Source organism: Hoeflea ulvae (assembly GCF_026619435.1).
Lineage (GTDB): Bacteria > Pseudomonadota > Alphaproteobacteria > Rhizobiales > Rhizobiaceae > Hoeflea > Hoeflea ulvae.
Window position 1 is genome coordinate 1,744,993 of sequence record NZ_JAOVZQ010000001.1, and the last position, 12,928, is coordinate 1,757,920.

The window sequence follows — 12,928 nt, forward strand, 5'->3', positions numbered from 1 at the left end:
CGCTATGGACAAGGGTTCGCGGTGCGAACAAAGATGTGGAAATCGCCTCTGACTCGAAATTCACCGGATTGGTTTGGGTAAAAAAATGGAAAATTATTCTAATTCTCGCGACATTCTCGCAAAACTGGTTTCCTTCCCTACCGTAAGCCGGGACACCAATTTGCCGCTTGTCGAGTGGGTGGAATCCTATCTTGAAAGTTTCGGAATCCCTTCCGAACGGATCATCAGCCCCTGCGGCACGAAGGCGCATCTCTATGCACAGACCGGTCCGGATATCGATGGCGGGGTGATTTTGTCAGGTCACACCGATGTGGTTCCGGTCGAAGGCCAGAACTGGACGACCGATCCCTGGACGCTCACCGAGCGGGATGGAAAACTGTTCGGGCGCGGGGCCTGCGACATGAAGGGCTTCGATGCGCTGGCGCTGCTTGCCATGGCGCGCGCCTCGTCCCGCCCGCTCAAGCGGCCGCTGCAGCTGGCGCTGTCATTTGATGAAGAAGTCGGCTGCGTCGCCGTTGTCGATCTGGTCGAAACCATGCTCGGCGCTCTGCCGCGGGCGCGCGAAGTCATTGTCGGCGAACCGACAATGATGCGGGTGGTCACCGGCCACAAGGGCGGGCTTGGCTACCGGGTCCATGTCCGCGGCTTCGAGGTGCATTCATCGCTGTTGCCCTATGGCGTCAGCGCGATCATGCAGGCGGCCAAGCTGATCGACTGGGCCAACCAGCGCAACGTTGAGAACATGGCCCGCACGCCGTCTGAACTTGCCGCACCGTTCGAGCCGCCATTCACCACGCTGCATGTCGGCACGATCGAAGGCGGCACCGCCCACAACATCACCGCCAAGGATTGCAACTTCTTCATCGAATTCCGCTTTGTCCCCGGCGAAAGCCCCGAGGAATGGGCCGAGCTCTTCGAGGCCAGGGCAGCAGAGCTGACGGCCGAGATGCAGAAAATCCATCCCGACACGGGAATTGACCTCACCCGCGGATTTGGTCTTCCGGCACTGACGCCCGAGACCGATGGTCCGGCCGAAACGCTGGCGCGGCGCCTGACCGGCGACAATGGTCAGCACGTGGTCAGCTACGGCACCGAGGGCAGCCAGTTCCAGACCCGTGGCTATTCCACCGTGATCTGCGGGCCCGGCGACATCGCCCAGGCGCATCAGCCCGACGAGTTCCTGTCGCTCGATCAGCTCGCCGCCGGCGAGGCCTTCATGGACAGGCTGCTCGATGCGCTGTGCGCCTGAGGTCGGCCAGTTCAACGGGAATAGAGATATTCGATCAGGCAGGGACGCGGCAGTTCCTTGAGCGCCGCGACCAGCTCATTTTGCGATCTCACCCGGCGTGACGGCAGACCATAGGCGCCGGCAACAACTGAAAAATCCGGCGCCGAAGGCGTGACGCCGATCGGGGCGATGTCGGCTGACACCATCGACGTCTCGATTTCCATATAGCCGGAATTGTTCCAGACCAGGAACGCCACATCGGCCTTGCAGTCGCGCGCGCTGCCGAGTTCTGCCAGCGTGAACTGAAATCCGCCATCGCCCAGAAGTGCCACGGCGGGACGGCCGGGATTGCCCAGCGCCGCACCGATCGCGGCCGGGGCTGCATAGCCCAGGGTGCCGAATCCGGTGGCGGAATTGAACCAGGCAGATGCCCGCGGCGCTTCGACATACATGTTGCCGGCATAGACCAGCTGGGTGGAATCGCCGACCAGTGTGGCGTCCGGCAGCACCCGCCAGATTTCGTGGCAAAGATCGATATGGCTGCCATAGGCCTCGCCGATTTCGGTCATGGCGAGGTCTCGCACAGCCTTGCTGCGCTTTGCCCCGTCGCCGGACGGTTCCTGCGCCCACGTCTGCTTGGTGGTGAGCATGTCGGCAAGGAATGCGCCGAGATCAGCCGTGACCGGCAAGGCGGGCTTTGGACCGCGCGACAGCTGGGCGCTGTCGATATCGACCCGGATCAGGTTTTCGGGCAACGTGAAGCCGCCATCCTCATACATGTCGCAATCGGTCGGCCCCAGTTCGGTCCCGAGTGCCAGCACCAGGTCCGCTGCCATCAGCAATTCCCGGACGCAGGCCAGGCTCGGGCTTGCAGGCAGATCGAGATCGTGGCCCGCCATGATGCCGCGGGCATTGGTGGTGCTGACCACCGGCGCATCAAGCGCCTGCGCAAAATTCCGGACAGCCGCCGGGTGAGCAACCGCGCCGCCACCAATCAGGATCACCGGATTTTTCGCCGCGGTACACAGCCGCTGGGCCGTCGCCAGATCCGCCGCCGACGGGTGCGGGCGCGGATTTTCCGGCATTGTGAAGCTCTGCTTTCCGGCAGGCAGCTTCATGATGTCGGTGGGGATCTCGATATGCACCGGGCCGGGGCGGCCGCCGGTCATGACGGCAAAAGCCTGTTCGAGAACAGCGCTCAGCTCGGCCGGATCGGTGAGCGTGAAGGATCGCAGCGCCACGGTGCTGACAAGTCCGGACTGGTCGGGGAGTTCATGCAGATGGCCGCGTCCCTTGCCGAGTGTCGCGGTCGCGTTGACTCCGGAAATCACCAGCATCGGAATGCTGTCGGCGCGCGCCTGCGCCATGGCCGTGAGCGTGTTGGTCAGGCCCGGGCCGGTGATGACAATGCACACGCCCGGCCGCCCGGTGACCCGCGCATAGCCATCCGCCATGAAGCCCGCGCCCTGTTCGTGGCGTGGCGTCACGTGGCGGATCGCGCTGTCAGCCAGTCCGCGATAGAGTTCGATGGTGTGCACACCGGGAATGCCAAACACGGTGTCGACACCCGCCTGTTCCAGCATCACGACAAGGGCTTCGCCAACAGTGATCGTCCGGTCGTGCATCAGATCGTCCCCACAAAGCGCGCGATGCGACGGCAGGCTTCTTCCACCGCCTCGTCCGGCACGGTCAGGCTGAGCCGCACCAGCTTGCCGCCACTGTCGCCGAAGGACGATCCGGGCATCACCGCGACGCCGGCCTCGAGCAGGCGCCAGGCGAATGTCTCGCCATCAAGGCCGGTGCCGGATACATCCAGCACGATGAACATGCCGGCCTGCGGGCGGAAAGGAACGATGCCGTCGAGCTTTTCGAGCCTGTCGGCGAAAACGCCGGACCGCCGCTTGTAGGACTCGCGCATCAACGCTGATGTCTGCATGTCGGAGGTGAGCGCAAACGCCGTCATGTCGGCGATGAAGGGCTGATTGCCAAACAGCATGGTTTCCGAAAACGGCAGCAGTTTCTCGCAAAACTCGTGCGGTCCGACAGCCCAACCGCTGCGAAAGCCCGGTGCTGCATGCGACTTCGAAATCGACGAGACCGCGATGACCCGCTCGGCAAGATCGGGATTGTCGAAGGGCGAGGCAAAGTCTCCGTCAAACACCAGCTCTTCATAGACCTCGTCGGCCACGATCCAGAGATCATGCTTTTTGCAGACCGCACCGATCTTCGCCAACTCGCCGGCCTCGAGCACCGCGCCGGTCGGGTTGTGCGGTGAATTGAGCAGCAGAACGCGGGAGTGCGGCGTGATCGAGGCTTCAAGATCCTCGGCGGTCATGCGGAAGCCGTGCTCCGGCCTCAGCGGCACCGATTGCCGGTGCGCACCGCTGGCAACGATGACGCCTTCATAGGTGGCATAGAACGGATCGCCGACCAGCACGCCGTCGCCCGGACCGGTCAAGGCCATCATGGTCGCAAACAGCGCTGTCTGGGTGCCGGGAAAACACAGCACATTGTTGGTGTCCACCCCGGCGCGCCGCTTTGCATAGCGGGCCGCGATTGCTTCCAGCAGTGCGGGTTCCCCGCGGCCGCTCGAATAGCCGGTGCGCCCGGCCAGCATCGATTGATGGCAGATTTCGAACAGCCGCGGATCCGGCGGCAGGTCTGGTTCGCCGATGGTCAGTTCGATGATGTCGGCGCCTGCGGCCTTCATCTCGCGGCAGCGCTGGTGAATGGCCCATTTGGCGCCGCCGGTGTGGGCCAGACGATCTGTGATTGCGGCATAATGCATTTGGTTATTCCCTGAATTCCGCCGGGTCGATGCCCAGCAGGATTGCCACCGAATCGAGCGCGATCCGGACGATGTCGAAGCGCGCGAATTCATCGCCGCCCATGGAGATTTCAATCCAGAGACCGTCAAGCAGCGCATTGAGCACGATCGCCTTCTTGCGGATGTCCTCTGCGGAGGCCGGCGAGCCGCGCTCGGTCATGAGTTCGCCGACCAGCCGTTCAATCAGGTCACGAAAGGTCTGGTAGCCCTCGCGGTGCGCCTCGGCCATCACCGGATCCGAATTCACCGTGCCGATGAAGGCCGCCCAGATCGACAGCGTGCGGCCGTCGGCCACGGGCGCGGTGACGCTGGCGCGGATCAGGCCGGCAAGTCGTGAATGCGCCGATCCGTTACCGCAGCCGGCCTCGGCCGCCGCCGTCAGGTCCTCGATGAAGGACCGGTAGGCCGCCGCGATCAGGCGTTCCTTGTTGGTGAAATAGCGCCGGATCAGCCCCGGTGTGACGCCGGCGCGCGCAGCGACTTCGCGCACGGTCGCTCCGGCAAGACCCAGCTCGGCAATGCTGTCGAGCGCTGCGGCAATCAGATCCTTCTGCCGCACCGCTTCGGGTTCATGATGAAATGTCCGCCGCGTCATTCCCGCCATACCGGACGGGTGAGGCAGGTGGGGCCGCCTTCACATGGGATGCACAGCGCATCGGCGTTGAACACGCGCACGCGGCATTTGGCGCTTTCCATCAGGGCGCGGGTCTTGGGAAACCCGTCGACCATCAGCACGTCGCCCGGCACCAGCGGCAGCACATTGAGGTTGAGGCCGTAGGAGGCGGCAAACTCGTCCGCCGGGGCTTCAAGCAGGGTATAGCCGCGATCCTTGAGCAGTTGCCAGAAGGCGACCGGAAGCATCGGCGCATAGACCAGTGCCAGTTTCTCGTCGAGCGGCGAGATCACCGACATCAGATGCAGGCAGGCATCGGCGCCATTGCCAAGCGGCAGATCGAAGCCCAGCACCGTGACCCCGTGCGGCGCAAGCATGGCCGCCAGTTGCTCGATGCCGGCCTGATTGGTCCGCACGCCGCGGCCCACCGCCAGCGTTGTTGTGTCGACCCAGACACAATCGCCACCTTCAACCGCACCCGGAGCCTCGATCCGGCCCAGGACCGGAATGCCGGCCGCTTGATAGCTGACCGCATGTAGGTCGGGCTCGGCCATGCGCCCGGGCTTGCCCATGCGCAGGAGTATCGCGCCATGATCGGATACCAGCGACGGATCATGGGTGAACATGGCATCGGCAAGACCGTCGCCGGTGTCTTCGATCCAGATGATTTCGGTGCCGCAGGAGGCGACCAGATCTGCAAAGACGTCAAACTGCTCAATGGCGCGTGCGCCGTCGAATCCGGGACCGTAATGCCAGTCGGCAGCTTTGGCCGAAAGCAGGCTCCGGCCGGGCTTGCGCATGGCAACCCGTTTGAGCGGGGCGGTCATGGATTGAGATCCGTATGTCATGTCTGGGTCCGTTCGGGTGAAGTGCATTTTGTGAAATTATACACTTGATTAATTAGCGCGCAAGGGTCACCATCGGCCAACTTCGCGACAGACGAGGCAACAAAAGGGAACGCATGGGCAGTCCACACATCGCTGCAAAAACAGGTGCCACCGACACAGCGCCCGCTGTAGAGGTGTCCGATCTGCACAAGACCTTTGGCGAGCTTGAAGTCCTCAAGGGTGTCTCGCTGACGGCCAACACCGGAGATGTGGTTGCCATCATCGGCGGATCCGGATCGGGCAAGTCGACCCTGCTTCGCTGCATCAACATGCTCGAATTGCCGACCCGGGGTGCCATCAGCATCAAGGGCGAAACCATCGAGATGCAGCCCGACGGGCGCGGCGGCCTGAAACCGGCCAGTGCCGGACAGTTGCGCCGCATCCGCACCCGCCTTGCCATGGTGTTTCAGAGCTTCAATCTGTGGCAGCACATGACAGTGCTGGGCAATGTCATCGAAGCGCCCGTGCAGGTCATGGGCGTGCCCCGCGACGAGGCGATCGCCCGGGCGGAAACTCTGCTCGAGCGCGTCGGCCTGTCCGACAAGCGTGATGTCTATCCGGCCTTTCTCTCAGGCGGTCAGCAGCAGCGCGCGGCCATCGCGCGGGCTTTGGCGGTCGAACCGGAAGTCATGCTGTTTGACGAACCGACTTCCGCACTCGATCCGGAGCTGGTCGGGGAAGTGCTGGCCGTGATCGCCGATCTGGCCCGCGAAGGCCGCACCATGCTGCTGGTCACCCACGAAATGAATTTTGCCCGGGATGTCGCCAACCAGGTGGTGTTCCTGGCGGACGGGGTGATCGAAGAGCAAGGCCCGCCGGATATCGTCTACAGCGCGCCCAAATCCGAGCGTCTGCAAAAATTCCTCGCGACAGTTCAATAGTCCGGGGCGCATGGGCAAAGCCCGAAACTGACAACCTGAATTCCATAAAGGGGAGAAACCATGAAGACCAAGATTATTACAGCCATCGCCGCTATGGGCCTGGCATTTGCGGCCAGTGCCGCATCCGCTGAAACCGTTCGCGTCGGCGTCGCAGCCGAGCCTTACCCGCCCTTCACCGAGCCGGATGCAGCCGGCAACTGGACCGGCTGGGAGATTGAGTTCATGAACGCCGTCTGCGCCGAAGCCAAGCTTGACTGCGTGGTCACGCCGGTGGCCTGGGACGGCATCATTCCTGCGCTGATGTCCAACAAGATCGATGCCATCATCGGCTCGATGTCGATCACCGAAGAGCGCATGAAGTCGATCGCCTTCTCCGACAAATATTACAACACGCCGGCCGTGATCGCGACCTCCAAGGGCTCGGGCATCACGCCTGACGCCGCGGGCCTCGAAGGCAAGATCCTGGGGGTTCAGGTCTCCACCATTCACCAGGACTACATGACCACGCATTTCGGTGACGTGGCTGCCGAGATCAAGGAATACCAGACCCAGGACGAAGCCAACCAGGATCTGGCGGCCGGCCGGGTTGACGCGGTCATGGCCGACTCTCTGGCGCTCGATGCCTTCGTCAAATCCGACACCTGCTGCGAAATCGTCGGTGCGGTTGAGGACGATCCGGCAATTCTCGGCGCCGGTGTCGGCATCGGCCTGCGCAAGGGCGACGACGAATTGCGCGACAAGTTCAACACTGCGATCGCAGCCATTCGCGACAACGGAACCTATGCCGAATTCTCCAAGGCCTATTTCGACTTCGATATTTACGGCCAGTAGAATGCCACAAGAGGCGCCATGCGTTCTGACCGGTCCGGCGGGAAAACTCCGCCGGGCCGGCAAGGTCGTTCCAGATGCTTGACTGGGTAACAGGCCTTTCTGCCTGGGAGCTGCTGGCGCTGAATCCGCCGGGCTGGGGCGGTGTGCTGCTCAAGGGCCTGGCGATTTCGCTTCAGGTCGCGGTCGGCGGCTATATTCTCGGCTTCCTGATCGGCATCGGCGGCGCAACCGGCAAGCTCTATGGCGGTCCGATCCTGCGCGACGTGCTGGATGTCTACACGACGCTGGTTCGCGCCGTGCCGGAACTGGTTCTCATCCTGCTGCTCTATTACGCCGGCACCGACGCCCTCAATCAGTTGCTGCTGCTGATCGGCGCCGAGCGCATGGATATCAGCGGTCTGGCCGCCGGCATCTTCGTCATCGGCGTGGTGCAGGGCGCCTATCAGACCGAAGTGCTGCGCGGCGCCTTCAAGGCGGTGCCGCATGGCGAAATCGAAGCGGCGCGCGCCTATGGCATGTCGCCGCTGCAGGTTCTGCGCCGCATCACGCTGCCCGGCATGCTGCCGCACGCCGTGCCGGGGCTTTCCAATCTCTGGCTGATCGCCACCAAGGACACGGCACTTCTAGCCGTGGTCGGAGTTGCCGAGCTGACGCTGGTCACCCGCCAGGCCGGCGGCGCGACCAAGCATTATTTCACCTTCTTCTTCGCTGCGGGCCTGCTTTATCTGATGGTGACACTGCTTTCCAATGTCGCGATCCGCCGGATCGAACGCCATGCCCGCCGCGGCATACCGGCGGTGCGCTGATGCAGTCGCAAGCAAGACGCTGGAACGAACCGCACCGCTTGGTGCTGCTGGCAATCGCCGTTGCCATCATCCTGTTTGCGGCCTTCAACATGCGCTGGGACTGGCTGCCACGCTATTCCGGCAAACTGGTCACCGGCGTCGGAACCACGCTGTGGCTGTTGTTCCTGACTTCGGTTCTGGGTTTTCTGCTGGCGGTGCCCTTGGGGCTGGCCCAGGCGGCAGGCCCTGTCTGGCTGTCCGGACCGGCGCGCGCCTTCTGCACTGTGATCCGCGGCACGCCGCTGCTTCTGCAATTGTGGCTGCTCTATTACGGGCTCGGCTCGCTGTTTGCCTATTGGCCGGAGATCCGCCAGTCCTGGGTCTGGCCCTATCTCCGATCCGCCTGGCCCTATGGCGTGCTTGCTCTCACCATGTCCTTCGCAGGCTATGAGGGCGAGGTGATGCGCGGGGCCTTTGCCGGGGTGCCCAAGGGCGAACTCGAGGCTGGTCGCGCCTATGGCATGTCGCCCTTGACCGTGTTCCGCCGCATCTGGCTGCCGCGCGCCATTCACCGGGCGCTGCCGACACTCGCAGGCGAGACCGTGCTGCAGCTCAAGGCCACGCCGCTGGTCGCCACCATCACCGTGGTCGATGTCTACGCCATCATCTCGCGTGTCCGGCAGGACACCTATCTCACCTATGAGCCGCTGCTGCTGCTGGCGCTGATCTACATGATCCTGACCGGGGTTCTGGTGCTCGCCTTCCGCTGGCTGGAAGCCCGGGTGCCGGTCAAGAATATCTGAAGAGGCATGCCTCATCCAGTCTCGGAGCGGGTCTTGCGGTAGAGCGACGGCGCGACGCCGAATTGCCGGCTGAAGGCGCGCGAGAATGCCGGGGCGGAGGAAAACCCGGTCCTGGAGGCGATGTCGGTCATGGTCAGCCGCGTGTCATTGACCAGCCGCCGCGCCGCGGCAAGCCGCAAAGAAAGGAAATAGGCTCCCGGCGTCTCCCCCAGCTGCCGGGCAAACAACTGCTCCAGGCCGCGCGCGGACATCGACACCCGCTTGGCAATGGCGGCGATGCTGACCGGCGCATCGATATGGGTTTCCATGATCCGGATCGCGCGCACCAGCCGCGGATCATGGTTGGTGTCGCCCAGGGTGACATTGACCTGCGCATCGCCGGCGGCGCGCAAATCGTCGTGAACAAAGCTGCTCGCCACATCAAGTGCTGCCGGATGCCCGAGCACCTGCCGCACCAGATCCACCATCAGGTCAAAGGTCGGCGAGGCGCCCGATGTTGTGATGAAACGTCCGTCAATCACATAGCGGTCGGGACGAAGATCGACATGGGGGAAGGCGGTGGCGAATTCCTCGAAATCCTCCCAATGGGTTGCCGCGCGATGCTCGTCGAGCAGCCCGGCGCGCGCCAGCAGCCAGGCGCCCGATTCAATGCCGATGACGATGGTTGCGTGCCGTGCCGCCCGGTAGATATGGGCCGTCAGCCTGCGGTCGGTCATTTGTGCCGCGCCGAAGCCGGCGAGGACCGCAAGCACGTCACAGCGCGTCGTGGCGTCATGCCTGGCGGAAACCGGCCAGGCGATTCCCGACGAGGTCACCGGCGCCTTGCCGTCAACTGACACGAAGCGCCAGTTGAACACCGTCCGGCCCGATTGCCTGTTGGCGGCCCTGAGCGGTTCGACGGCGCTTGACGCGGTCAGCAGCGAACAGCCCGGCACGATCAGCAGATCGACTGTAATTGGCCGGTGCAGATCCGATAAGCCGGCAAGCGCTTTGCTTTGTGTCATGTTTACTTCGTAAATTGGAATACGTGCGCCCGCAAGCCAGTCATCATTGCAAGACACCAAAGAGGAGGATCGACCGCATGCCCCTGACCATGAATCGCGAGGTTTTCATCACCTGCGCCGTCACCGGATCCGGCGCCACCCAGGACCGCAGCCCGCATGTGCCGCGCTCGCCCAAGCAGATCGCCGAGTCTGCCATTGACGCCGCCAAGGCCGGTGCTGCTATCGTTCATTGCCATGTTCGCGATCCCGAGACCGGCAGCCCGCGCCGCGATGTGGCGCTTTACCGCGAAGTCACCGAACGCATCCGCGAGGCCGAAGTCGATGTGGTGCTCAACCTGACCGCAGGCATGGGCGGCGACATCACCTTCGGGCCGACAGAAAGGCCGCTGCCGCTCAACCCTGCGGGCACCGACATGGTTGGTGCATCCGAGCGGATGAAGCACATTCTCGAATGCCTGCCCGAAATGTGCACGCTTGATTGCGGCACCATGAATTTCGCCGAGGCCGATTACGTCATGACCAACACCCCTGGCATGCTGCGTGCCATGGGCGGCATGATGACCCAGCTTGGCGTCAAGCCGGAGATCGAGGCCTTCGACACCGGCCATCTCTGGTTTGCAAAGGAACTGGTCAAGGAAGGCGTGCTCGCACCCGACGCGTTGGTGCAGCTGTGCATGGGCGTTCCCCGGGGCGCACCCGACGACCTCAACACCTTCATGGCGATGGTCAACAACGTACCTGACGACTGGAACTGGTCGGCCTTCGCGCTGGGCCGCAACCAGATGGCCTATGTCGCAGCCTCCGTGCTGGCCGGAGGCAATGTCCGCGTTGGTCTTGAAGACAATCTCTGGCTCGGCAAGGGACAACTTGCCACCAATGCACAGCTGGTCGAGCGTGCTGCGACAATCGTCGAGAATATGGGCGCCCGGGTCATCGGCCCGCAGGCGGTGCGTGAGCGTCTCAATCTCACCAAGCGGGCGCCGGCATCGGCATAGTCTCTAAGGGGGAGGGTGACATGGAGAAGGTCAAGTTTACCGCGATGAAGGATGGCGACCGGGAGGACTATGAGTTCCTCATCGGGCATGAAATCGACTATGCCGCCAAGACCGGCGAGCGGCTTCTGGCAGCGATGGTTGATCTCGACAAGAGCCTGTCGGGCTACCAGGTCACGCGGCTGGGACATTCGTTGCAGGCCGCCACGCGCGCCTGGCGCGATGGCGCTGATACCGATTGGGTGGTCTCGGCCCTGCTGCATGACATCGGCGATATCTACGCGCCCTACAATCACGATGAGTATGCAGCCACTATCCTGAAACCCTTCGTGCGCGAGCAATGCGCCTGGGTGGTCGAAAAGCACGGCGACTTCCAGAAACTCTATTATGCCCACCATGTCGGCGGTAATCCGCATTCGCGCGATGCCTACAAGGGCCATGCCTATTACGATGATTGCGCCACTTTCTGCGAACGTTGGGATCAGAACAGTTTCGACCCCGACTATCCGCATGAAGGCATCGAGTTCTTCCGCGATCAGGTCGAGCAGGTCTTTGCCCGCAAAGCCTACGATCCCGCGGTGATCCGCGCCGGCGAGCGCGTTGAACTGACCGATCCAACAATTGCCAAAGAGCGAAACACATGAGCAATCCTATGAAAGCCGCCATCATCGGTGGTGGTGTCATCGGCGGCGGCTGGGCCGCGCGCTTTCTTCTCAACGGCTGGGACGTGATCGTCTCCGATCCCGATCCGGAGGCCGAGCGCAAGGTCGGTGAAGTGCTTGCCAATGCGCGGCGATCCTTGCCCGCGCTGTCGGATGTGACCGTCCCTAAAGAAGGCAAGCTGAGCTTTGCCACATCGCTTGCAGAAGCTGTGGCAGACGCCGACTGGATCCAGGAAAGCGCACCCGAACGCCTCGACATTAAGCACGCCGTGTTTGCCGAAATCCAGGCCCATTGCCGCGAGGATGCGCTGATCGGCTCGTCCACCTCCGGCTTCAAGCCGTCCGAACTGCAGCAGGGCGCAGCCAGGCCGGAACAGATCTTCGTCGCCCATCCTTTCAACCCGGTCTATCTGCTGCCGGTGATCGAGCTTGTCGGAGTTCAGGAAACTGTCGAGCGCGCCAAAGAGGTGCTCGAAAACATCGGCATGAAGCCGCTGATCGTGCGCAAGGAAATCGACGCCCACATAGCCGACCGGTTCCTCGAAGCCGTCTGGCGCGAGGCGCTGTGGCTGATCAAGGACGGCGTCGCCACCACCCAGGAAATCGACGATGTCATCCGCTATGGCTTCGGCATGCGCTGGGCGCAGATGGGCCTGTTCGAGACCTACCGCATCGCTGGCGGTGAGGCGGGCATGCGCCATTTCATCGCCCAGTTCGGCCCGTGCCTCTCCTGGCCCTGGACCAAGCTGATGGATGTGCCGGAGCTGACCGAAGAACTCACCAACATGATCGCCGATCAGTCGGACGCGCAGTCAGGCATGCATTCGATCCGTGAACTTGAGCGCATCCGCGACGACAATCTGGTCGCCATGATGCGGGCGCTCAAGGGCCGCAACTGGGGTGCCGGCGAACTGCTCAACCAGCAGGACGCGCGCATCAAGCCGTCGCTGCCAACCGACGTCGATGCGCCGTTCACCACCTTGGAGCGTGTCATTCCGATCGACTGGATGGATTACAACGGCCACATGAACGAAAGCCGTTACGGCCAGGTGTTTTCCGATGCCGGAGACGTGGTCATGCAGATGGTCGGCGCTGATCCCGACTACATCGCAGGCGGCCTGTCCTATTTCACCGTCTCCAACGAGATCGGCTATCTGAGCGAGACCCATCTGGGCGATGTCATCCACGTCCGCACCCAGGTGCTCGAGGCCCGTGGCAAGAAGCTGCGGCTCTATCACGAGATGATGCGGACCGCTGATGGCGAATTGCTGGCGACCTGCAATCAGCTTCTGCTCCATGTCTCGCTCGAAACCCGCCGCACTTGCGAGCCCGAAGGCGAGGTTCTGACCAGGATCACTGCGCTCGGCGAAGCCCAGTCGAAATTACCAAAACCTGCCAGCATGCGGGACTAGAGA

At 63.0% G+C, this 12,928-nt stretch carries 13 protein-coding genes; 8 read left to right on the plus strand and 5 right to left on the minus strand.

The window, feature by feature from the left end; genetic code table 11:
• Positions 1-85 precede the first annotated feature (85 nt).
• The gene (gene argE / locus OEG82_RS08125) at positions 86-1,249 is read left to right on the plus strand and encodes an acetylornithine deacetylase (RefSeq protein ID WP_267611923.1); all 1,164 of its coding nucleotides are present in this window, start codon (positions 86-88) and stop codon (positions 1,247-1,249) included.
• Between the two features lie 11 nt (positions 1,250-1,260).
• On the opposite strand, the gene OEG82_RS08130 is transcribed toward argE, so the two are convergent.
• The 4 genes from OEG82_RS08130 to OEG82_RS08145 are packed head-to-tail and all read right to left on the minus strand — an operon-like array spanning position 1,261 to position 5,516.
• Positions 1,261-2,853, minus strand: a complete 1,593-nt coding sequence (locus tag OEG82_RS08130; RefSeq protein WP_267611924.1) for a 5-guanidino-2-oxopentanoate decarboxylase — start codon at positions 2,851-2,853, stop codon at positions 1,261-1,263.
• Positions 2,853-4,016: a pyridoxal phosphate-dependent aminotransferase gene (locus OEG82_RS08135; RefSeq protein WP_267611925.1), complete on the minus strand. Its 1,164-nt coding sequence runs from the start codon at positions 4,014-4,016 to the stop codon at positions 2,853-2,855. The genes OEG82_RS08130 and OEG82_RS08135 overlap by 1 nt, the downstream gene beginning before the upstream one ends.
• A 4-nt stretch (positions 4,017-4,020) precedes the next feature.
• Positions 4,021-4,650, minus strand: coding sequence for a TetR/AcrR family transcriptional regulator (locus OEG82_RS08140; RefSeq protein ID WP_267611926.1), 630 nt, complete (start codon positions 4,648-4,650; stop codon positions 4,021-4,023).
• Positions 4,647-5,516, minus strand: a complete 870-nt coding sequence (locus tag OEG82_RS08145; protein WP_267611927.1) for a dimethylarginine dimethylaminohydrolase family protein — start codon at positions 5,514-5,516, stop codon at positions 4,647-4,649. Before OEG82_RS08145 ends, OEG82_RS08140 begins: the two co-directional genes overlap by 4 nt.
• Before the next feature lie 113 nt (positions 5,517-5,629).
• Here OEG82_RS08145 and OEG82_RS08150 point away from each other — a divergent pair, with 113 nt between their 5' ends.
• The 4 genes from OEG82_RS08150 (at position 5,630) to OEG82_RS08165 (ending at position 8,855) form a co-directional block, all read left to right on the plus strand.
• Complete coding sequence (locus OEG82_RS08150; protein ID WP_267611928.1) at positions 5,630-6,436, plus strand: ABC transporter ATP-binding protein; 807 nt, start codon at positions 5,630-5,632, stop codon at positions 6,434-6,436.
• A 60-nt stretch (positions 6,437-6,496) separates the two neighbouring features.
• On the plus strand, positions 6,497-7,267 hold the full coding sequence (locus OEG82_RS08155) for a transporter substrate-binding domain-containing protein (RefSeq protein ID WP_267611929.1): 771 nt from the start codon (positions 6,497-6,499) through the stop codon (positions 7,265-7,267).
• 74 nt (positions 7,268-7,341) lie between these two features.
• A complete protein-coding gene (locus OEG82_RS08160) occupies positions 7,342-8,073 on the plus strand; it encodes an ABC transporter permease (RefSeq protein WP_267611930.1) in 732 nt (243 codons plus the stop codon).
• Positions 8,073-8,855 (plus strand): ABC transporter permease, encoded by a 783-nt coding sequence (locus OEG82_RS08165; RefSeq protein WP_267611931.1) that lies wholly within the window; start codon positions 8,073-8,075, stop codon positions 8,853-8,855. Before OEG82_RS08160 ends, OEG82_RS08165 begins: the two co-directional genes overlap by 1 nt.
• Positions 8,856-8,866: 11 nt before the next feature.
• Here OEG82_RS08165 and OEG82_RS08170 read toward each other — a convergent pair whose 3' ends face one another.
• Positions 8,867-9,859 carry a GlxA family transcriptional regulator gene (locus tag OEG82_RS08170; protein ID WP_267611932.1) on the minus strand — a complete coding sequence of 331 codons (993 nt, stop codon included), beginning with the start codon at positions 9,857-9,859 and terminating at the stop codon, positions 8,867-8,869.
• A 77-nt stretch (positions 9,860-9,936) separates the two neighbouring features.
• Between OEG82_RS08170 and bcoG the strand changes: the two genes are divergently transcribed.
• Genes bcoG through OEG82_RS08185 form a run of 3 tightly spaced genes read left to right on the plus strand, consistent with a single transcriptional unit; the run spans position 9,937 to position 12,925 of the window.
• Positions 9,937-10,854: a 3-dehydrocarnitine:acetyl-CoA trimethylamine transferase BcoG gene (bcoG, locus tag OEG82_RS08175; RefSeq protein ID WP_267611933.1), complete on the plus strand. Its 918-nt coding sequence runs from the start codon at positions 9,937-9,939 to the stop codon at positions 10,852-10,854.
• 20 nt (positions 10,855-10,874) lie between these two features.
• Complete coding sequence (locus OEG82_RS08180; RefSeq protein ID WP_267611934.1) at positions 10,875-11,495, plus strand: HD domain-containing protein; 621 nt, start codon at positions 10,875-10,877, stop codon at positions 11,493-11,495.
• Positions 11,492-12,925 carry a carnitine 3-dehydrogenase gene (locus tag OEG82_RS08185; RefSeq protein WP_267611935.1) on the plus strand — a complete coding sequence of 478 codons (1,434 nt, stop codon included), beginning with the start codon at positions 11,492-11,494 and terminating at the stop codon, positions 12,923-12,925. The genes OEG82_RS08180 and OEG82_RS08185 overlap by 4 nt, the downstream gene beginning before the upstream one ends.
• Positions 12,926-12,928 lie beyond the last annotated feature (3 nt).

Coding starts and splice junctions, on each gene's coding strand:
- argE (WP_267611923.1), top strand. CDS start 86: ATGGAAAATTATTCTAATTCTCGCGACATTCTCGCAAAACTGGTTTCC.
- OEG82_RS08130 (WP_267611924.1), bottom strand. CDS start 2,853: ATGCACGACCGGACGATCACTGTTGGCGAAGCCCTTGTCGTGATGCTG.
- OEG82_RS08135 (WP_267611925.1), bottom strand. CDS start 4,016: ATGCATTATGCCGCAATCACAGATCGTCTGGCCCACACCGGCGGCGCC.
- OEG82_RS08140 (WP_267611926.1), bottom strand. CDS start 4,650: ATGACGCGGCGGACATTTCATCATGAACCCGAAGCGGTGCGGCAGAAG.
- OEG82_RS08145 (WP_267611927.1), bottom strand. CDS start 5,516: ATGACATACGGATCTCAATCCATGACCGCCCCGCTCAAACGGGTTGCC.
- OEG82_RS08150 (WP_267611928.1), top strand. CDS start 5,630: ATGGGCAGTCCACACATCGCTGCAAAAACAGGTGCCACCGACACAGCG.
- OEG82_RS08155 (WP_267611929.1), top strand. CDS start 6,497: ATGAAGACCAAGATTATTACAGCCATCGCCGCTATGGGCCTGGCATTT.
- OEG82_RS08160 (WP_267611930.1), top strand. CDS start 7,342: ATGCTTGACTGGGTAACAGGCCTTTCTGCCTGGGAGCTGCTGGCGCTG.
- OEG82_RS08165 (WP_267611931.1), top strand. CDS start 8,073: ATGCAGTCGCAAGCAAGACGCTGGAACGAACCGCACCGCTTGGTGCTG.
- OEG82_RS08170 (WP_267611932.1), bottom strand. CDS start 9,859: ATGACACAAAGCAAAGCGCTTGCCGGCTTATCGGATCTGCACCGGCCA.
- bcoG (WP_267611933.1), top strand. CDS start 9,937: ATGCCCCTGACCATGAATCGCGAGGTTTTCATCACCTGCGCCGTCACC.
- OEG82_RS08180 (WP_267611934.1), top strand. CDS start 10,875: ATGGAGAAGGTCAAGTTTACCGCGATGAAGGATGGCGACCGGGAGGAC.
- OEG82_RS08185 (WP_267611935.1), top strand. CDS start 11,492: ATGAGCAATCCTATGAAAGCCGCCATCATCGGTGGTGGTGTCATCGGC.